Source organism: Paractinoplanes rishiriensis (assembly GCF_016862375.1).
Taxonomy (GTDB): domain Bacteria; phylum Actinomycetota; class Actinomycetes; order Mycobacteriales; family Micromonosporaceae; genus Actinoplanes; species Actinoplanes rishiriensis.
The window spans coordinates 13576-32444 of sequence record NZ_BOMV01000062.1; the positions used below are offsets into that span (position 1 = coordinate 13576).

General features: G+C 71.4%; 16 protein-coding genes. 3 read left to right on the plus strand and 13 right to left on the minus strand.

Annotated elements, in window-relative coordinates; genetic code table 11:
• Window positions 1-2: 2 nt before the first annotated feature.
• The 7 genes from Ari01nite_RS29390 to Ari01nite_RS29420 form a co-directional block, all read right to left on the minus strand.
• Complete coding sequence (locus Ari01nite_RS29390) at window positions 3-1643, minus strand: tyrosine-protein kinase domain-containing protein (RefSeq protein ID WP_203785458.1); 1641 nt, start codon at window positions 1641-1643, stop codon at window positions 3-5.
• The gene (locus Ari01nite_RS29395) at window positions 1640-2851 is read right to left on the minus strand and encodes a glycosyltransferase family 4 protein (protein WP_203785459.1); all 1212 of its coding nucleotides are present in this window, start codon (window positions 2849-2851) and stop codon (window positions 1640-1642) included. Before Ari01nite_RS29395 ends, Ari01nite_RS29390 begins: the two co-directional genes overlap by 4 nt.
• Window positions 2848-5934 carry a murein biosynthesis integral membrane protein MurJ gene (gene murJ / locus Ari01nite_RS29400; RefSeq protein ID WP_203785460.1) on the minus strand — a complete coding sequence of 1029 codons (3087 nt, stop codon included), beginning with the start codon at window positions 5932-5934 and terminating at the stop codon, window positions 2848-2850. The genes Ari01nite_RS29395 and murJ overlap by 4 nt, the downstream gene beginning before the upstream one ends.
• Window positions 5935-5998: 64 nt before the next feature.
• Window positions 5999-6610 carry a sugar transferase gene (locus Ari01nite_RS29405; protein ID WP_203785461.1) on the minus strand — a complete coding sequence of 204 codons (612 nt, stop codon included), beginning with the start codon at window positions 6608-6610 and terminating at the stop codon, window positions 5999-6001.
• Window positions 6607-7194 carry an acyltransferase gene (locus tag Ari01nite_RS50985; protein ID WP_203785462.1) on the minus strand — a complete coding sequence of 196 codons (588 nt, stop codon included), beginning with the start codon at window positions 7192-7194 and terminating at the stop codon, window positions 6607-6609. The genes Ari01nite_RS29405 and Ari01nite_RS50985 overlap by 4 nt, the downstream gene beginning before the upstream one ends.
• 43 nt (window positions 7195-7237) lie before the next feature.
• Complete coding sequence (locus Ari01nite_RS29415) at window positions 7238-8359, minus strand: DegT/DnrJ/EryC1/StrS family aminotransferase (protein WP_203785463.1); 1122 nt, start codon at window positions 8357-8359, stop codon at window positions 7238-7240.
• Window positions 8360-8397: 38 nt separating this feature from the next.
• Entirely contained in the window at window positions 8398-9558 is a 1161-nt protein-coding gene (locus Ari01nite_RS29420; RefSeq protein WP_203785464.1) for a Gfo/Idh/MocA family protein, read from the minus strand.
• A gap of 405 nt (window positions 9559-9963) precedes the next feature.
• On the opposite strand from Ari01nite_RS29420, the gene Ari01nite_RS29425 reads away from it, so the two are divergent.
• On the plus strand, window positions 9964-11739 hold the full coding sequence (locus tag Ari01nite_RS29425; protein WP_203785465.1) for a polysaccharide deacetylase family protein: 1776 nt from the start codon (window positions 9964-9966) through the stop codon (window positions 11737-11739).
• Between the two features lie 49 nt (window positions 11740-11788).
• Here Ari01nite_RS29425 and Ari01nite_RS29430 read toward each other — a convergent pair whose 3' ends face one another.
• Genes Ari01nite_RS29430 through Ari01nite_RS29440 form a run of 3 tightly spaced genes read right to left on the minus strand, consistent with a single transcriptional unit; the run spans window position 11789 to window position 13767 of the window.
• Window positions 11789-12784 carry an NAD-dependent epimerase/dehydratase family protein gene (locus Ari01nite_RS29430; protein ID WP_203785466.1) on the minus strand — a complete coding sequence of 332 codons (996 nt, stop codon included), beginning with the start codon at window positions 12782-12784 and terminating at the stop codon, window positions 11789-11791.
• A 10-nt stretch (window positions 12785-12794) separates the two neighbouring features.
• The gene (locus Ari01nite_RS29435) at window positions 12795-13232 is read right to left on the minus strand and encodes a VOC family protein (RefSeq protein WP_203785467.1); all 438 of its coding nucleotides are present in this window, start codon (window positions 13230-13232) and stop codon (window positions 12795-12797) included.
• A 1-nt stretch (window position 13233) separates the two neighbouring features.
• Entirely contained in the window at window positions 13234-13767 is a 534-nt protein-coding gene (locus Ari01nite_RS29440) for a DinB family protein (RefSeq protein ID WP_203785468.1), read from the minus strand.
• 62 nt (window positions 13768-13829) lie between these two features.
• Here Ari01nite_RS29440 and Ari01nite_RS29445 point away from each other — a divergent pair, with 62 nt between their 5' ends.
• Window positions 13830-14864 carry a helix-turn-helix transcriptional regulator gene (locus Ari01nite_RS29445; RefSeq protein WP_203785469.1) on the plus strand — a complete coding sequence of 345 codons (1035 nt, stop codon included), beginning with the start codon at window positions 13830-13832 and terminating at the stop codon, window positions 14862-14864.
• Here Ari01nite_RS29445 and Ari01nite_RS29450 read toward each other — a convergent pair.
• Complete coding sequence (locus Ari01nite_RS29450; RefSeq protein ID WP_203785470.1) at window positions 14826-15128, minus strand: protealysin inhibitor emfourin; 303 nt, start codon at window positions 15126-15128, stop codon at window positions 14826-14828. The two genes, Ari01nite_RS29445 and Ari01nite_RS29450, sit on opposite strands and share 39 nt — an antisense overlap.
• 49 nt (window positions 15129-15177) lie before the next feature.
• Between Ari01nite_RS29450 and Ari01nite_RS29455 the strand changes: the two genes are divergently transcribed.
• A complete protein-coding gene (locus Ari01nite_RS29455) occupies window positions 15178-15768 on the plus strand; it encodes a sugar O-acetyltransferase (RefSeq protein ID WP_203785471.1) in 591 nt (196 codons plus the stop codon).
• On the opposite strand, the gene Ari01nite_RS29460 is transcribed toward Ari01nite_RS29455, so the two are convergent.
• The gene (locus tag Ari01nite_RS29460) at window positions 15765-16748 is read right to left on the minus strand and encodes an aminoglycoside phosphotransferase family protein (protein ID WP_203785472.1); all 984 of its coding nucleotides are present in this window, start codon (window positions 16746-16748) and stop codon (window positions 15765-15767) included. The genes Ari01nite_RS29455 and Ari01nite_RS29460 overlap by 4 nt on opposite strands.
• 64 nt (window positions 16749-16812) lie before the next feature.
• Window positions 16813-18012, minus strand: coding sequence for a S8 family peptidase (locus Ari01nite_RS29465; protein ID WP_203785473.1), 1200 nt, complete (start codon window positions 18010-18012; stop codon window positions 16813-16815).
• Window positions 18013-18869 lie beyond the last annotated feature (857 nt).

Below are 18869 nucleotides of genomic sequence, written 5' to 3' on the forward strand. Positions count from 1 at the left end.
CGTTACCGCCCGTCGGTGCCGCCCCGCGGGGTCGGCACCGCGGCCCCGTTCTCGATCCCGTTGGCGCGCGCCTTGACCGGTCCGTGGTGCGCCTTGACCGGGGTGTTCGACGACTTCACCGGTGCCGCTGCGGACGAGGTGTACAGGGTCGAGGCCGCACCGGCGGCCTTGGGGGGTAGCGCCGGGGGCACCGTGGCCGACCCGAACGCCGGTGCGGGCCGCTCGTCGGCACCGTCCAGCAGCGCGAACGGGTCGTCGTCCGGCGGGGTGGCGCCGTTCGCCCCCTCGCGGGCACCGGGGACCAGGCCACCGGCGCTTTTGGGAGCGTTGACGAGGACGCCGCTGACGTTGCCGGCCACCACCTCGCCGAGTTCGGTGAGCGCCCGGGCCACCCCGGCCCGGGTGCTGCGCCGGTAGTCGGCCACCAGCAGCACGTGGTCGCTGTGCGTGGCCAGCGCGATCGCGTCCGAGACGCTGAGCACCGCGGCCGAGTCCAGCACCACCACGTCGCACTGCTTGCGCAGGGTGCGCAGGATCCGGCCCAGCCGCGGGCCCTCCAGCAGGTCGGTGACCCGGTCGGCGCCGGCGCCCGCGGGAAGCACCCACAGCCGCGGCACCGGGCCCTTCTGGAGCGCGTCGTCCAGCGCCACCTCGCCGGACAGCACGCCGGTCAGCCCGCGCTCGTCGCCCAGGCCGAACATCGTGTGCTGGGCCGGGTGGCGCAGGTCGGCGTCGACCAGGATGACCGTGCGGCCGGCCTGGGCCATGGCCAGCGCCAGGTTGGCGGCGGTGGCGCTGCGGCCCTCGCCCTCGTGCGCGCTGGCCACCAGCACCGAGCCGGCGGCCTCCCGGGCCAGCAGCGGCTGCAGGCGCGAGCGCAGATAGCGGTACGACTCGGCGGTCGGCGACTCGGGCGCGCGCAGCAGCACCGGCCGGCTCGCGTCCGGGCCGTGCGGACGGCGCGAACGCGGCACGGTGGCCAGCACGGTGAGCCCGGTGATCTTCTCGAGGTCGGCGCGGCCGCGGACCCGGTCGCTCATCCGGTCGCGCACCAGCGCCGTGCCGACGCCCAGCAGCAGGCCCAGCACCAGGCCGATGCCGGTGTCGATCCAGACCGGACGGGCCTGCGGCTGGTCCGGGTGGTACGCCGGGGTGACCAGGGTGGCGTGCGCGTTCGCGGTGGCCGACGCGGTCGCCTTCTCGGCCGCGGTCGCGGTCTTGGACTGCTGCGCCAGCTCGCCCGAGTTGCGGTAGTCCACGTACGCCTCGGCCAGCGCCTGCGCCCGCCGCTGCGCGGTGTCCGCGTCCGGCGCGTCGTAGGCGAACGTGAGCACGTTCGCGTCCGGCGCCACCGACACGGTCAGCCCGTCGGCCAGGTCGCCCGGGTCCAGCCCGAGCCGGTTCGCCGCGGGGCGCACCACCAGGCCGGACTGGGCCAGTTCCTTCTCGGTGCCCATCTCGGGCTGCAGCGGTGTCGTGTTCGCCCGCACCCGGGCCTCGACCACCACGATCGCGGCCGAGCGGTACTCGGTGGGTGCCAGCATGCTGACCCCGTAACCCGCCGCCATGACCACGACGGTCACCAGCACAATCCACAGCCCGTACACGCGCAACAACCGCGCCGGGCCCCCGTTCGCCGTCATGCCGGCCTGCCTCCTGCCGAGTTGATCTTTACCGGGCTCCGCCGTCCGGTGGCCAACCGCTCCACCATCGCGACGTACGGGATCTGCTGCCGATCCCAGGCGAGCCGCTCACGCACCGCGCGCTCGCCGTTCGCTGCCAGCCGGTGCCGCCGCCCCGGGTCGGCCAGCAGCGCGTCCATCCGTTCCGCGAACGCGACCACGTCGCCCTTGGCGACCAACTCGGCCGCGTCCGCGCCCATCAACCGGGTCTCGGCCACGTCGAACGCGACGAACGGCAGCCCGAACGCCATGTACTCCATCGCCTTCACCGGGGTCACGAACTCCTCGAGGTTGGGCTCGAGGCCCAGGTCCGCGGTGCTCAGGTGGTCGTAGACCTCGTCCCGGGTGACCCAGCCCGGGAAGCTCACCCACTCGCCGAGCCGGTGCTCGGCGACGTACCGCTCGGCGAGCGGCACGTAGTCGCCGACGCCCACGAAGGTGAACTGCGTGTCGGTGCGGCCCAGCCGGTGGACCAGGTGATCGATCGCCGCCACGGCCAGGTCGATACCGTCCTGCGGGCCCATCATCCCGGCCAGCACGGCCAGGTGCCGGTGGCCGCGGCGCAGTTCCGGGCGCTCCGGCCGCGGGGTGACGTCGGCCAGCCGCGGCCCGTTGCCGACCACGGTGATCCGCTCGTCCGGCAGGCCGCCGCGGCGCATCGCCACCTCGCGGACCGCGCCGTTGACCGCCACCACCTGGTCGGCGGTGCGCAGGCTGGCCCGCTCGAAGAAGCGCAGCAGCCGGTACATGGTGCCCTCGGTGCTGTGGTAGCGGGCCTCGTAGATCTCGGGGGAGAGGTCCTTGAAGTCGAACACCACCCGCTTGCCGAGCAGCTTGAGCGGCCCGGCCAGCAGGAAGTAGATGTCCGGGGTGCTGGACACCTGCACCACGTCGACGCCGCCGGAGAACATCGCCCGTACCGTGAGCACGGCCGCGGCCAGCAGCGACCACGCGTACTCGGCCATGAACCCCAGCTTGCTCACCCCGTCGCGGGCCGGGTAGTCGAACACCCGGACCTGCGGGTTCTCCCGGTTGGCCGGGTCGCGGCGGCAGATGACGGTCACCTGCATCCCGGCCGCCACCAGCGCCGAGGTGTGTTTTCGCAGCCGGTGGTCGCGGCCCAGCGCCACGTTCTCCACCATCAGCAGGACTCGGATGGGTCTGGTCAATTCGTCACCCGTTCCGGATGTGCGGTGCGCTCCGTCTCGCCGAGGTTGCGCAGGATGGCCAGCATCACCAGCAGGGCGTCGGCGGCGCCCCGGTAGGTGAGATGCGGGTCGAACAGCATGAGCAGGACGTTGGCCGCCACATAGGACGCCACCGCGAGGCCGACCGTGGAGACCACGCCGGCGGCCCGGCGGGCCGCGTCGATGCCGCGGCGCAGGCAGACCACAACCCAGGAGACGTACGCGGCCAGCAGTGGAATGCCGCCGCCCCAGAGCAGCCAGATGTAGCCGCTCTCGATCCACACCCAGCCGAACTCCTCGTGCGAGGCCGGTACCCGGGCCGACGGCCGCACGCCGAAGATCCAGTTGTGGTCGGCGTAGATGTGCGGCAGGAAGTAGGTGTTCAGGTTGTGCAGCCGGACGATCCAGCTGTCCGGCAGCCCGGACGCGCTCTGGAAGCCCAGCAGCCGGGTCTCGATCACCGGCCACATCACGATGCCGCCGAGCAGAAGCAGCGGCAGCGCGTATCCGACCAGCCTGGTGGCCTTGGTGATGAGCACGATCGCGGCCATCGCGGTCAGCATGCCCATCACGGTGGAGAACTCGCCGGCGCCGAGCGCGCCGAACACGCAGATCAGCACCGCCCCGCCGAGCAGCCAGCGGTGCCGGTTGCCGTTGAGCAGCAGGCCGATGGCCAGGGCCAGGTTGAGGATCGCCAGGTCGGCGACGGCGGCGGCCAGGGCCAGTGTGGAGCTGCCCCGGCCGATCGACAGCACCCGCTCGGCGCCGAACGGCGCGTACAGCAGGGTGAGCAGCTTGGGCACGCCGAACAGGTCGAGCGACTGGAGGATGCCGATCACGCTGACGATGCAGGACGAGACGATCGACAGCACCACCGCGCGCATCGCCTGCCGCCGGTCGGTGAGGCTGAACCGGATGATGAAGTAGACCGCCAGGTACTTCCAGAGCACGATGGCGTACTGGTAGTCGTCGGCGATGATCTCGCGGCTGCGGGCACCCATCATGGCCAGCGGCACCACCGAGGTGAACACCGCGAGCCCGATCAGCGACCAGTCGATCGCGTTCATCGACGGCATCCGGAAGGTGCCGACCCGCAACCTGACCAGCCACCGCACCGCCAGCGCCAGACCGACCAGCACGGCCAGGGCCTCGTTGGGGCGCAGCACCGGCATCAGCGTGCCGCGGTCGATCCCGGCGGTCAGCGGGGTCAAAAAGATCAGCAGGTACGCCGCGGTGGCCGGCCACACGTAAACGCAGGCGCCCACGATCCCGGCCGCCACCACGATCCCGGCCGCGACCGGGTTGAGCCCGGCCAGCGCGCCGAGCCCGGCCGTCGCCACCAGTAGCGCCAGGCTGGCCAGCGGCCCCGCGTCCCGGCGCGGCCGGCGGATCCGCCGCCCCCGCAGGCCCAGTCTTGAGTGGCCCGGTCCTGAGCGGCCCAGCTTGGCCCGCACCGACTCGGTGATCCAGCGCAGCTCCGGCGCGTCCAGCCAGGCCTGCACCCCGAAGTAGACGACCGCGCCCACCACGGCCGCGGCCAGCACCCCGAGCACGCCGCCCGCGCCGCCGCCGACCAGCCCGGTCAGCACCCGGCCGACCAGGTAGGCGGGGCCGGCCATGAGCAGCGCCACGCCGCCGATCCGCAGCACCGGCCGGGCCAGCGGCTCGCGGCCCGGTCCGAGGTCGCGCAGCAGCCGGGCCACCAGCACCGCGGCGCCGACCAGGGTGCCGGCCGTCATCGACAGGCCGAGCACGGCAAGCACCGCCGGCCCGTCCAGCGCCGGTGCCACGCACGCGCCGGCCACGCACACGCCGAGCTGAGCGAGCATCGCGTACATCGGGGTGCGGGTGTCCTCCCGCGCGTAACAGGCGTAGGTGGCGACCAGGAACGCGGTCTCGCCGAGCACACCGACCGCGAGCGCGCCCAGCGACGCCGCGATCAGCGCGGTGCCGGCGTCGGTGGCGAACCCGCCGTACGCGATGGCCTGCGCGATCGGTTCCCGGATCGACAGGTAGCCGGCCGCCGCGGGCACCGCGATGAAAAGGGCGAACACCAGCCCGTTCACGAACGTGTCGCGGAACGCGGCCCGGTCGCCGGCGGCGTGCAGCCGGGCCAGCCGGGGGGCCAGCGAGAGCGCCACCGGGGTGGCGCCCAGCGCGATCGGCAGGAAATAGAAGTTCATCGCGAGCTGGAACGCGACCACGCCGCCGGCCACCCGGTTCGCGAACACCAGCAGGATCAGCAGCTGGAGCGCGGCGAGCGCGGCCTGGCCCAGCGACGGCAGCGACCGGCCGAGCACCTTGCGCACCTCGGGGTCGCGCCAGCCGCGCCGGGGCCGCAGCCGCACCCCGGCCCGGCGCGCGCCATACCACTGCGCCGCCGCGTGCAGGCCGACCGCGCCGGTGGTGCCGAGGCCGAGCAGCAGCAGCGCCCCGGTCGGCGCCTGCTCGAGGCCGCCGATCCCGGGGTAGAGCACCGCCACCAGCGCCAGCACCACGACGATGCCGATGTTCTCCAGCGACGGCGCGGCCGCGGCCAGGGCGAACCGGCCGTGCGCGTTCATCGCCGCGCCGGCCGTGGCGACCAGGCCGTACAGCGGGATCTGCGGCAGCAGCATGAGCACCAGCAGCATGCCGGTGCGGGCCTGGCCGCCGGGCGCGGCCAGGTGCAGCGCGACCGGCGCGATCAGCAGGGCCAGCGGGGTGAGCGCCGCGGCGCCCACCCCGACGATGCCGAGGAACCCGCCGGCCACCCGTTCCGCGCCGGCCCGGTCGGCGGTGTCGACGTGCCGGACCAGCGCGGGGATGAGTAGCGAAGACAGCATCGAGCCGCCCAGGAACCCGTAGAAGACCAGGTTGGGCAGCGAGTTGGTGAACTGGTAGGTGTTGGCGAACAGGGTGGCGCCGAGGACCGCGGCGATCACCACGCCGCGGATCACCCCGGTGCCCCGGCTGATCGCCGTCCAGACGGCGACCGTCATCGAGTCGCCGACGGCGGCCGCCGGCGACTCGATCGGTGTGTCCGCGACCGCCTCCGGGCGGTCGCGGACGGGGGCGACCGTCATCCTGAGCTCACCTTGGCATGCCCTTCTGGCCCTAGGCCCGCTTCGCTCGCTCCGGTGCAGTCGGTCATGCCGCGCCGCGTCGCAGCTGGGCGGGAAGCGTCCGGACCAGGATGGAGATGTCCAGCCAGAGGCTCTGCCGGCGCACGTACTCGACGTCGAGCGCGAGCGCCTGCGGCATGGTCAGCATGTTGCGGCCGCTGACCTGCCACAGCCCGGTGAGTCCCGGCCGGGTCTGGAACCGGGCCAGCGCCTCGGGCTGGAACAGCGCCGCCTCCCAGGCGAGCACCGGCCGCGGGCCGACCAGCGACATCTCGCCCTTCAGCACGTTCACCAGCTGCGGCAGCTCGTCCAGGCTGGTCCGGCGCAGCCAGCCGCCGAGCGGGGTGACCCGGGGGTCACCGTCCAGCTTGTACAGTCCGTTGACCCGTTCGGTGCCGGTGCCGTCCGAGGTGAGCATCCGGCTCACGTAGGCGCGGTGGGCGGCGTCGCTGTTGCCGACGCTCATCGAGCGGAACTTGTACATGGTGAACGGCCGCTGGTGCAGGCCGAGCCGCTCCTGCCGGAAGACCGCGGGGCCGGGCGAGGTGAGCCGGACCGCGAGCCAGAGCGCCGCCAGCAGCGGCGACAGCAGGAGCAGCCCGAGCCCGGCCAGGGCCAGGTCGAGCGCCCGTTTCATGACCGTTCCCGCAGCTCGGCGACGCGTTTCCCGACGTCCGGCAGGTCGGCTACGGCGCGGTGGGCCACGGCCGGGTTCCCGTACGCGACCATGCCGGCCGGGACGTCGCGGGTGACCACCGACCCGGACCCGATGATGGCGCCCTTGCCGATCCGGACGAACGGCAGGATCGTCACGTTGACCCCGATCTGCGCGCCGGCCTCGATGGTCGGGCCGGTCATCAGCTCGGCCGACCGCTCGTCGCCGGGGTACAGGTCGTTCGCGATGGTCACCCCGGGCGCGAGGAACACGTCGTCCTCGAGCACGGTGTACTGCGCCACGTAGCAGTTCGAGTGGATCTTGACGCGGTTGCCGATCCGGCAGCCGTAGTCGATCACCGTGTTGCTCCACACGCTGACGTCTGCGCCGATCTCGTTCTGCTCCCGGATCACCACGCCGTGCCCGGTCTGCAGGCCCGCGCCGATCCGGCTGCCGTCGTAGAGCACCGTGCCGCTGCGCAGCCGGGCGTCCGGCCCGAGTTCCAGCGGCCCGGCACCCGCGCGGGTGACCGGATAACCGACGATGACCCCGTCGTCGGCCCTCATAATGGGGTCCTCTGGGGTTTTCCGCCGCGGGTAAGCACAGTCTTCACGGCGTCTCCACCGCCTCGACCAGCACCTCGCAGACCCGGTCCACCTGCGACCGGCTCATGTGCGGGAACAGCGGCAGCGAGAACTGCTCGCCGGCGGCCTGTTCGCTGACCGGCAGCGGGCCGGTCGCGTAGCGCTGCAACGGCGGCTGCTGGTGGCAGGGGACCGGGTAGTGCACGCCGGTCTGGATCCCGGCCGCGGCGAGCACGCCCTGCACCCGGGCCCGGTCCGTCACCCGCACCACCATCAGGTGATATACGTGCCGGGCCAGCGGGGCCACCTCGGTGAGCCGCACGCCCGAACCGGCCAGTTCCTTGCGGTAACGGTCGGCGAACGCGATTCGCGCCTCGGTCCACTCCTCGTTCCTGGACAGCTTGGCACCGAGCGCGATCGCCTGGAGGGCGTCCAGCCGGCTGTTGGTGCCCACGAACGAGTGCTCGTAGTGGTTGGCCCCGCCGGTGCGGCCGTGGTTGGCCAGGCTGCGCACCTTCTCGGCGAGGTGGGCGTCGCCGGTGACCACCGCGCCGGCGTCGCCGAACGCACCCAGGTTCTTGCCGGGATAGAAGCTGAAGCACCCGGCCACGCCGAACGAGCCGGCCCGCCGGTCGCGCCACTCGCCGCCGTGCGCCTGGGCGGCGTCCTCGACCAGCGGGATGCCGGCCTTGTCGGCGACCGCGAGCAGGCCGTCCATGTCGGACATGTTGCCGTAGAGGTGGACCGCGATCACCGCGCTGGTGCGCGGGGTGATGGCCGCGGCCAGCAGGTCCGGCGTCATCAGCAGTGAGTCCGGGTCGACATCGACGAAGGCAGGAGTCGCGCCGACCCGGACCACCGCGGCGGCGGTGGCGATGAACGTGTTGGCGGGCACGATCACCTCGTCGCCGGGGCCGATGCCGAGCGCCTGCAGGGTGATCTGCAGGGCGTCGGTGCCGTTGGCGACGCCGACCGCGTGGCCGGTGTCGCAGTACTGGGCGAACCGGGTCTCGAAATCGGCGACCGCGGCGCCGCCGACGTAACGGCCCTGGAGCAGGGCCTCGATGTACGGGGTCTGAATGTCCGGCCACACCTCGTGTGCCATGGCGCTGAGGTCGGTGAACGGAACTTCGGTGACAGGCTGCATGGCAGTTCCTCGCAGTCGTGGCGGGGGCTGGATCGGGATCACGCGGTGACCGGCGCCCGGAGCCGCTGCCCCGGCACCGGGACGAGCCCGGACGCGCCGGCGTCGCCGGCGATCTCGCTGATCAGCACCTTGCGTTCCTGGGCCAGGGAGAGCTGGGCAGCCTCGATGACCTGTACGACGGCGAGCCCGCTGGCGCCGTCGGTGCGCGGTTGCGCGCCGGTCGTCAGGCAGTCGACGAAGTGCCGGGCCTGGACGGCGAGCGGTTCGTCGAACCGGACCACCGGCGAGGTGACCGGTCCGTGGTGGTACTGCATGGCGCCGGATCCGCCGCCGGTGCCGCCCTCGGTGCCGCGGCGGACCGCTTTGTCGTGGACGCGGATCCGCTCCTCGGCATTCGTGTCGTCGTACACGGCCATCTTTTTGGAACCGACCGCGGTGATCAGCCGGACCTTGCGCGGGTCCAGCCAGCTCACGTGGATGTGCGCCTGCACACCGATGTCGTCGTAGCCGAGCTGGAGGTGCGCGACGTCCTCGAACGCCGGGTCGATGTGCCGGGCGCCCCACGCCTGCACCGAGGTCGGCGTGGCACCGAGCACGTGGTTGGCGATCGAGATGTCGTGCGGCGCCAGGTCGAACACCACGTTGACGTCGCTCTGGTAGAGCCCCAGGTTGAGCCGGGAGCTGTCCAGGTAGTACAGGTCGCCGAGCTCGCGCGACTGGATCAGCTCGCGGAGCATCCAGACCGCGCCGTTGTATTCGAACGTGTGCCCCACCATGAGCGTGACCCCGGCCTCCTTGGCCGCCTGGATCAGCTCCTCGGCTCCGGCCGCCGTGGTGGCCAGCGGCTTCTCGATGAGCACGTGCTTGCCGGCCCGGATGGCAGCCAGCCCCAGCGGGACGTGCGTGGCCGGCGGGGTGGCGATCACGACCGCGTCGACGTGCGGAAGCGCCGCCTCCAGCGAGGTGAACCCCTCGCCGGTCGCCAGCAGGTGTGCCATGCCGGAGAGCAGTGGCAGCCGCGCGTCGATGGCGACGACCCGGGTCACCCCGGGGGTGGCGCGCATGACGCGAAGTTGTTTCGAGCCCCAGTAGCCGACACCCACCACGCCGACCCGAATCTCGTGTACGGGCGGTACCCCACGACCGCCCGGCCGATCGCCGCTGCTGTCCGAACCGGACACCTGCGTCTCTGAGCTCATGTTCGTCCCCTCGGAATTGCTGCACCCTCAGGACTCCGAGGGTGCCGGGAGGAGTATTTCCGTGGCCCTAAACGTGGTGAAGTCCCCATCCGAGGGAGTGGGAATGGCCCATTCGGACGAGGTCCTTATGAGCTCGACTCGCATGACCATGGAAATAGGCACGTCAGGTACGGTTCTTTCGCCGCGTGAATGTGGAGGTCCCCTTTAGATCACGAAATTGCCGGTGTTGCAGGTTCACCCCCATTGTGTCCACATTCGACCCACTGTCAGATATCTGCTACTTGCCCAGCGGTACTGGTCGTGCAACCTGGCACAGTCCACACCGCCCGTCACAGCCGAGGAGCCGTGACCATGAAAGAGGCTTCCCATTGGGGCCGTAAGCTGGCCTTATGCGGGTTTTCGGCGATGCTCGTCTCCGTCGTACTCGCCGCACCGACGGCCGCGCAGGCATCCCTGCTCAAACCGCTCGCCGTCACGTTCACGTTCGACGACGCCGTCACCGACCAGCTGACCGGGCAGGAATTGCTCGAGCAGCACGGCATGGTCGGAACGTTCTATGTCAACTCGTCGTTTGTCGGCCAATCGGGTTACATGACCCGTGCTCAATTAGATGAACTTGAAACCAACGGACATGAAATCGGAGGTCACACGGTAAGTCACCAGGACCTCACCACGCTGGTCTCGGCGGAACAGAACAGGCAGATCTGCGCCGATCGAAACCAGCTGCTGTCCTGGGGATATTCGGCGACATCGTTTGCTTATCCATTCGCCAATTTCGATAACGACATCAAGGTCGTGGCCCAGAACTGCGGGTACAACACCGCCCGCGCGGTCGGCGACCTCTGGAACGCGACCGACTGCACCGACTGCCCGGCCGCGGAGACCGTGCCGCCGCTGGACGCCTACGCGGTCCGCACCCCGGACGACGTCACCACCGCCACGACGCTCGCCCAGCTCAAGGAGTCGGTGGTCCGGGCCGAGATCGTCGGCGGCTGGCTGCCGTTCAACCTGCACCACCTGTGCGCCACCAACTGCCCGGCCGAGTCCATCTCGCCGGCGGTGTTCGAGGACTTCCTCGACTGGCTGCAGCCGCGGGTGCTGATCGGCACCACGGTCAAGACCGTGCACCAGGTGGTCGGCGGCACGGTCCAGGCGGCGGTCACCCCCACCGCGCCGGCGCCGCCGGGCGACCCCGGGGTGAACACGGTCCGCAACCCGTCGCTCGAGACGGTCAGCCCGTACGACGCCAACCTGCCGGACTGCTGGAACTCGGCCGGCTACGGCACCAACACGGTGACACAGACCCGGGTGACCGACGCGCACACCGGCACGTACGCCTCCAGGATCGAGGTGACCGCGCGGACCGACGGCGACGCCAAGCTGATCCCGCGGTTCGACCTCGGGCACTGCTCGATCCAGGTGGCACAGGGCCGCACCTACCAGGTGAGCGCCTGGTACAAGTCGGACGTCTCGGTGTTCTTCACGATGTACCAGCGCAATGAGGTGGGCCAGTGGAGCTACTGGACGCAGAGCCCTCGGCTCGCCGCCCAGGGCAGCTGGACCCAGGCCAGTTGGGTGACCCCGGCACCGCCGACCGCCGCCGTGGCGATCAGTTTCGGTCTCACGATCGACAGCGTGGGCACGCTCACCACCGATGACTACGGCTTCGCCGACCACCCCCTCGGCCCCGCGCCGGACGGGGTCAACGCCCTGGTCAACCCGTCGCTGGAGACGAACGGGACGGACGGGTTCCCGCACTGCTGGACGGGAACCGGCTACGGCGCCAACACGCCGGTGTGGACCCGGGTGACCGACGCGGCACACGGCTCGTACGCGCAGAAGCTGGAACTCACCAGCCGCACCGACGGCGACGCGAAGCTGATCCCCGGCTGGGACGCCGGTAACTGCGCGCCGCTGGTCAGCCCCGGCAAGACGCTGACGCTGTCGGTGTCCTACAAGGGCACCCAGCCGACGTTCTTCACCGTGTACCGGCAGGACACCAGCGGCAACTGGTCGTGGTGGACGCAGAGCCCGGCGTTCGCGGCCAGCGCCGCGTACACCACCGGCAGCTGGACCACCCCGGCCGTGCCGGCCGGCACCCGCGCGGTCACCTTCGGGCTGACGCTCGACGCGGTCGGCGAGGTGACGACGGACAACTACAGCCTGGTCAGCAACAGCTAGCGGAAGAGGGTGGGGCGCCGGTCAGCCGGCACCCCACCCACGGTTCAGTTCACCGGGCCGGCCGGTACGCGGCGACCAGCCGGTCCATCACCGTGTCGAGACGCTCGTCGACGACCTGCCGGGCGGGGTCCTCGTCGTACCAGGCCACGATCTCCCGGGCGCCCTGCTCGAACGGAATGGTCGCGAGGTAGCCGGGCACCACGGAGCGCAGCTTCGCGTTGTCGAAGATCATCGAGTGCGCCTTGTCGCCCAGCAGGCCCGCGCCCCAGTCCGGGTCGGCGGCGGCGATGGCGTCGGAGGGCACGTGCACGATGCGCGGGGCGACCCCGAGCGCGGCGCCGAGGGCCTCGGTGATCTGGTTCCAGGTCAGCGCCTCGTCGGAGGTGATGTGGAACGCCTCGCCGATCGTGCGCGGGTGGCCGAGCAGCGGCACGAAGCCCTTCGCGAAGTCCTCGTGGTGGGTCAGCGTCCACAGCGACGTCCCGTCGCCGTGCACGACGACCTCCTGGTTCCGGCGCATCCGGCCCAGGGCGGTCCAGCCGCCGTCGAGCGGCACGCTCGTCCGGTCGTACGTGTGCGACGGCCGGACGACGGTGGCCGGGAACCCGTCCTCCCGGTACGCGGCGACCAGCAGATCCTCGCAGTCGATCTTGTCCCGGGAGTACCGCCAGAACGGGTTCCGCAGCGGCGTCGACTCCACGACCGGAACCCGGGCCGGCGGCGTCTGATAGGCCGACGCCGAGCTGATGAAGACGTACTGACCCGTGCGCCCCCGGAACAGGTCGACGTCAGCCTGAACGTGCTGCGGGGTGAACGCCACCCAGTCGACCACCGAGTCGAAGGTCAGGTTGCCGAGGGCCTCCTTGACCGAGGCGGGGTCCCGGATGTCGCCGCGCAGCACCGTCGCCTCCTCGGGCACCGGCCGCGGACCACCGTCGCTCCGCTTGAGCAGGTAGAGCTCGATCCCGTGCTGCACGGCGAGCCGCGCGCAGGCCGAGCTGATGATGCCGCTGCCACCGATGAACAGAACCTTTTTCGCAGCCATGCCGCCCAAGCTAGTCCAGGCAGAACTCGTTGCCCTCGGGGTCGGCCATGATGATGTGGCCGGCGGCCAGTGGGGGAGCGGGCTCGTGGCGTTCGATGCGGGTGGCGCCCAGTTTGATCAGGCGGTCGGCCTCGGTCTCCAGGGCCGCCATCCGGTCGTCGCCGGCCAGGCCGGGTGCGGCGCGCACGTCGAGGTGGACGCGGTTTTTCGCCTGCTTGCCCTCGGGGACCTTCTGGAAGAACACGCGCGGGCCGGTGCCGGCCGGGTCGACCACGGCGTTGGCGTCGTTGTGCCGTTCCTCCGGGATGTTCATGGCTACCAGCGCCTGCTTCCACGAGTCGAAGCCGGGCGGCGGGTCCTGGACCTGGTAGTCGAGGGCTTCGGCCCAGAAGGCGCCCAGGCTTGCCGGGTCGGCGCAGTCGATGGTGATCTGAATGTCGCGGGCCATGTCAGTTCCTCTCCAGGCGGAGGTCGCGCAGCAGGCAGACCTCGGCCAAATGGTGAATCATCTCGCGGTTGATGTGCAGGACCAGCGCGGCCATCGGGTAGTCGGCGTAGGCGCCCTCGGCCGGGCCGCACGGGCGGGCCAGGCCCTCCTCGCCGAGCGATTTCACGCCGGCCAGCCAGGCCGCGTACTCGGTGTCGAGCTGGGCCAGAGCGTCGGCGGCCGTCGCGGCGTACGGGAAAATCTCGTAGTTGGTCTTCTCCCGGCCGAAGTGGGACGCGCTGCGCATCGCGAGCACGCCGACGATGACGTGGGCCAGGCGCCAGGAGATGGTGGTGACCGGCGGCGGGTCGGGCTCCGGGAACGCGAAGTCGATGGTGGGCGGACCGGTGGCCTGCGGGTGCACGTTCCAGCTGCCGGGCACCGGTTCCCAGAAGTACTCGTCGTCGGTGAGCCCGTCGAGCCTCGGCCGCAACTGTTTGGTCCAGTGCCAGTCGAGCTGGTCACGGAGCTGATCGTTCCAGGTCAGGTCGGTCATGATCCCATCTTGCCCGCAATACCGGACAGGATCGTTCCTAGATTGGTGAAACGATGGGGTCCATGAGCGTGGAGGCGACCACCGAGCGGGTGTTGCGGCTGCTGGCGCTGCTGCAGCGGCGGCCGTCCTGGACCGCCGCCGACCTGGCCGCCGAACTGGGCGTGACCGACCGCTCGGTGCGCCGGGACGTGGAGCGGCTGCGCACGCTCGGCTATCCGGTGCACGCGACCGCGGGCGTCGGCGGCGGTTACCAGCTGGGCAGCGGCACCCGGCTGCCGCCGCTGCTGCTGGACGACGACGAGGCGATCGCGACCGCGGTCTCGCTGCGGCTGGCGTCCGGCGGCACGGTCGCCGGCGCGGGCGAGGCGGCACTGCGGGCGCTCGCGAAACTCGATCAGGTGATGCCGGCCCGGCTGCGCGCCGAGGTGCGCGCGGTGCACGGCGCCACCGAAACGCTGACCGTCCCGGCCGCCCAGATCGATCCGGAGCTGCTGGTCACGCTGGCCCGGGCCTGCCGGGACGCGGTGCGGGTGCGGTTCTCGTACGCGGGGCGCGGCGGCGCCGACCGGGAGCGCACGGTCGAGCCGGTCCGGATGGTCACCACCGGCCGGCGCTGGTACCTGATGGCCTGGGACGTCGACCGGGCCGACTGGCGCACGTTCCGGCTCGACCGGATGCGCGAGGTCACGGCCACCACGTGGCGGTTCCGGCCGCGCGAGCACCCGGACCCGGTGGCCTACGTGCAGCGGGCGGTGGCCGAGTCGCCGTACCGGTACGTCGCCCGGGTGCGGCTGCATGCACCGGCAGACCGGGTACGCGAGTTCGTGCCGCCGCAGGTGGGGCGGGTCGAGGAGGACGGCGACGAGTGGTGTGTGCTGATCTCCGGCGGCGACCAGCTGGACTGGCTGGCCGTGCACGTGGCCCGGCTCGGGTTCGAGGCCGAGGTGCTGGAGCCGCCGGAGCTGCGCGAGGCCGCGGCCCGGATGGCGCAGCGGCTGGCGGCGATGGCCGGCCCGGCCAGCCCCGGCCCGGCCAGCCCCGGCCCGGCCAGCCCTGAATCAGGGCAGCGTGGTCAGGAACTCGATGAGCGGGCGTAGCTCGGCCGGGACCGCGGGATCGGCGACCGAACCGTGCCAGCGCCGGCCGCCGCGTTCGATGGTCAGCTCGTAGCTCATCAGGTCGGCGCCGGCCGGCAGCGGCGGCCGGGCGGTGCCGAGCCGGCCCAGGTCGATCGCCTCGATCAGCTGGACCAGGCGGGCCGCGTCGGCCGGAGGCAGCTGGGTGGAGTCTGCCCGCACGTGGACGGCGCGGCCGGCGAACCCGCCGGACCGGTGCAGCTCGGCTCGTACGCGATCGGTCACCCCCTCAACCTACCCAGTCGGCGCTCGCGGCGCCTGCGATGATCACGAGGTGACTCTCGAATCGCAGCGCGCGCACATGCTCACCGGCCGGATGTACAACGACCTCACGCCGGAACTCGTCCAGGCCCGCCAGGACACCGTGCTGCTGACCACCGGGTACAACGACAGCTTCGGCCGGCCGCAGGCGGAGCGCGAGGCGATCCTGCGGCGGCTGCTGCGGGCGGTGGGCGAGGGCTGCCACTTCGAGCCGACGTTCCGCTGCGAGTTCGGCTTCAACATCAGCGTCGGCGACCACTTCTACGCGAACTTCGACTGCGTGCTGCTCGACGGCGGCGGCATCACGATCGGTGACCACGTCCTGTTCGGGCCGCGGGTCGGTGTCTACACCAGCAATCACGCGATCGACGCGGCCGAGCGGGTGGCGGGCGGCTGTTACGCCAAGCCGGTCACGATCGGCGACCACGTCTGGGTCGGCGGCGACGTGGTCATCAACCAGGGCGTGACGATCGGTGCCGGCTCGATCGTGGGGTCGGGCAGCGTGGTCACCCGTTCGGTACCGGCCGGGGTGATCGCGGCCGGCAACCCGGCCCGGGTGCTGCGGCCGATCACCGAGGCGGACCGGACCGGATACCAGCCCTAGACAATCGCGGGTTTCGGCAGCTCGGCGAGCCAGTCCGGGACGGCGGTGCGGAAGTCGTCGCCGACCGGGAGGGCCGGGTCACGCAGCGCACGCTGCCAGGCCAGCGCCTTGGAGACGCGGCCGACGCGGCAGGCCAGCGTCGCCGAGCGCCGTAACTCACGCTGGGTGCCGAGGTCCGACCAGGATTCCAGGTACGCGTCGCGGAGTCGCACCAGTTCGGGGGCGTCGCGGTCGACGCCCAGGAACCAGGCCGCCGACGAGAGCGACGCGAGCAGGACCCCGAACGGATGCGCCACGCTGGCGTCGCCCCAGTCGAAGAAGCGGAAACCGTCGTCCGGCTCGGGGAAGACGTTGGCGTCGCTCAGGTCGTCGTGCTGCAGCGACGCGGGCAGGCCGTCGGCGGCGAGTTCGGCGCACCACCGCTCGAACTCGGTGGACTCCAGCGCCGCGATCCGGTCCGGGCCGAGGGCCTCGCGGACGTCCGGGTCGGCGAGCAGGTCACGCAGGTGGGCGGGCAACAGGGGCACACGTACGTCGGGGACGCCCAGCGCGACCAGGTCGTCCGCGCGTACGGTCAATGATCTTTGCAGTTGGGCGTAGGCCCGCAGCATGTCCGCCCAGGTCTCCACCAGCCGGTCCGGGTCGATCACCTCGCGCAGCGTGGGCCCGGCGTCGGCGGTGATCAGCCAGCCGCGCGCGGTGTCGACGGCGAGCGGGGCCAGCACGGCACCGGGCAGCCAGCCGGCCAGGGCGGTGGCGAGACCGGCCTCGTACGCGCACTCCGCGGTGTTGGCCTTGAACCAGCGGGGACCCGCCGCGGTCGGCGCGCGATGCGTCACCGACCAGGGCCGCACCCGGACCTCCTCGATCGGGCCGGTCGCCGGGGTGCCCAGAGCCGCCAGGGTCGCGGCGAACCACTCATTGGCGGTCGCCCGCCACTGCGGGTCGTGCCAGTCGTTGCTGCGCGGGGCGGTAGTCATCGACCGCAACGATAGCGGTGGGGACGGCCTCGCCGCCCCCACCGCTGTCATCAGTGCTGTGCCGTCATCGCGGCGTCTGGAGCAGACGGTTCGGGGAACTGGTGCCCGGGCTGGTCACCTTGTTGGCGACCGCGTTGGTGGTCAGCCAGGAGGCCACCTGCGCCGGGGTGAACGACGGGTTGGCCTGCAGGACCAGGGCGGCGGCGCCGGCCACGTGCGGCGAGGCCATCGACGTGCCGCTGATCGTGCTGGTCGCGGTCGTCGTGGTGTACCACGCCGAGGTGATCGACGTGCCCGGCGCGAAGATGTCCAGGCAGCTGCCGTAGTTCGAGAACGACGACCGCGCGTCGGTCCGGGTGGTCGCGCCCACGGTGATCGCGGTCGGGACCCGGGCCGGCGAGGAGTTGCAGGCGTTGGTGTTGCTGTTGCCGGCGGCCACCGCGTAGCTGATGCCGGCGGCGATCGAGTTGCGCACCGCGGTGTCCAGCGTGGTGCTGGCGCCGCCGCCGAGGCTCATGTTGGCCACGGCCGGCTTCTGGGCGTTCTGGGTCACCCAGTTCACGCCGGAGATGACGCCCGCGGTGGTGCCGCCGCCGGTGCAGCCGAGCACCCGTACGCCCACGAGCCGCACGGCTTTGGCCACACCGTAGGTGTTCCCGCCGACCGTGCCCGCCACGTGCGTGCCGTGCCCGTTGCAGTCGGTGGCGTTGCTGTCGTTGTTGACGAAGTCGTACCCGTGCGCTGCCCGCCCGCCGAAGTCACTGTGGGTGGTCAGGATTCCGGTGTCGATGATGTACGCGGTGACGCCCGACCCGGTGAAGTTGTACGTGTACGTCGTGCTGAGCGGCAGGTTGGCCTGGTCGATCCGGTCGATGCCCCAGGTCGCGTTGTTCTGGGTGGCCTGGATCTGAACAGTCTGATTCTGCTCGACGTAGGCGACCGCCGGGTCGGCGGCGAGGCGCTTGGCCGCGGCCTCGGACATCTTGGCCTCGAAGCCCGGGATGGCTGCCGAGTAGACGTCCCGGACCGCACCGCCGTACTTGCCGGCCAGCTTGCCGGCCCGCGTGTTCACGGTCGACACGGTGCCGTCCTTGAGCACCACGATGTAGCTGCCCGCGACCGCCTTGGCCGACCCCGCCATGCGGATCTCACCGGTGACCGGTGCCGCGGTGGCATACCCGCCCGCGGCGACGATGATCCCGAGCGCGAGCGTGGCGGTGCCGGCGCCCACCAGCATCCGCCTTGAGATGCGCTGAAGTTCCATGTAACCGTCCCTCTCGACGCCGCAAGACAGTGACGGTTGTCACTTTCTCAATACCGGACGGTAGCAGTATTCACATTGATCGAAACAGATACGAGTTTTTCCATCCCGCCGTGCTATGCCACTCGGGGTGGGCGGGGGTTGGGCTTCCTGGAGTGCTTCCGATTTCGGGGTGGTTCGGTTCTCCGGTCTTCGGGCGCATCGGGGTCCGCGGGGGGTTGGTCCTGTTTCCCGGGTTTGTCCGGCTCGGCGGGCGGTCTGGTCGCTGAGCCGGTGGCTTTCGGGGGTGACGCCGCCGCTCGCGCGGCGTTGTTCGCTGACCTGCCCCGGCCTCGCTCGTAGTCCTGCCCCGGCCTCGCTTGCCGGCCCGCCTCGTCCGTGCCGCCCCGGCGGTCGCGATCTCGTGGAATTCGGGTCGTTTTGATGCCGCAATTCCACATCGTCGGGAATCGATTCATGGCAGGGTGATCTTGTGGAGTTGTCGTTCTGCGGGACAGTTCCGCGGGCGCGCTAATTCGACAGGGTTGCGATGTGGGGCCGGAGTCGGGCAGCAATCTTGTGGGACTGTCGTTCTGGCGCGGCGCGAATTCAACAAGATCGAGGGGCTGGTGGGGGCGCGACCTGTGCTCCTGTCGATCTCGCCGGGGGGCCTGGAAATCGGGCCGATCGTGGCTGGCGCGGGTTGATCGGCGATCTCGTCCGGCTCGGTTCCAGCTGGGGTTCGGCCGATCGGGGTGGGTACGTGCTCACCTGCGATCTCGTCCGGGTTGGTGTCGGCTGGGGATTCGTGATCTCGCCTGGCTGGGGAGCCGGCTGGGGATTTGGCTGATCGGTCGGCGATTTCTGAGGCGGATTCGGCA

What these genes read in the sequence shown, in the direction of transcription:
- Ari01nite_RS29390 (WP_203785458.1), bottom strand. Translation starts at nt 1,643, where the DNA reads ATGACGGCGAACGGGGGCCCGGCGCGGTTGTTGCGCGTGTACGGGCTG.
- murJ (WP_203785460.1), bottom strand. Translation starts at nt 5,934, where the DNA reads ATGACGGTCGCCCCCGTCCGCGACCGCCCGGAGGCGGTCGCGGACACA.
- Ari01nite_RS29405 (WP_203785461.1), bottom strand. Translation starts at nt 6,610, where the DNA reads ATGAAACGGGCGCTCGACCTGGCCCTGGCCGGGCTCGGGCTGCTCCTG.
- Ari01nite_RS50985 (WP_203785462.1), bottom strand. Translation starts at nt 7,194, where the DNA reads ATGAGGGCCGACGACGGGGTCATCGTCGGTTATCCGGTCACCCGCGCG.
- Ari01nite_RS29415 (WP_203785463.1), bottom strand. Translation starts at nt 8,359, where the DNA reads ATGCAGCCTGTCACCGAAGTTCCGTTCACCGACCTCAGCGCCATGGCA.
- Ari01nite_RS29420 (WP_203785464.1), bottom strand. Translation starts at nt 9,558, where the DNA reads ATGAGCTCAGAGACGCAGGTGTCCGGTTCGGACAGCAGCGGCGATCGG.
- Ari01nite_RS29425 (WP_203785465.1), top strand. Translation starts at nt 9,964, where the DNA reads ATGCTCGTCTCCGTCGTACTCGCCGCACCGACGGCCGCGCAGGCATCC.
- Ari01nite_RS29430 (WP_203785466.1), bottom strand. Translation starts at nt 12,784, where the DNA reads ATGGCTGCGAAAAAGGTTCTGTTCATCGGTGGCAGCGGCATCATCAGC.
- Ari01nite_RS29435 (WP_203785467.1), bottom strand. Translation starts at nt 13,232, where the DNA reads ATGGCCCGCGACATTCAGATCACCATCGACTGCGCCGACCCGGCAAGC.
- Ari01nite_RS29440 (WP_203785468.1), bottom strand. Translation starts at nt 13,767, where the DNA reads ATGACCGACCTGACCTGGAACGATCAGCTCCGTGACCAGCTCGACTGG.
- Ari01nite_RS29445 (WP_203785469.1), top strand. Translation starts at nt 13,830, where the DNA reads ATGAGCGTGGAGGCGACCACCGAGCGGGTGTTGCGGCTGCTGGCGCTG.
- Ari01nite_RS29460 (WP_203785472.1), bottom strand. Translation starts at nt 16,748, where the DNA reads ATGACTACCGCCCCGCGCAGCAACGACTGGCACGACCCGCAGTGGCGG.
- Ari01nite_RS29465 (WP_203785473.1), bottom strand. Translation starts at nt 18,012, where the DNA reads ATGGAACTTCAGCGCATCTCAAGGCGGATGCTGGTGGGCGCCGGCACC.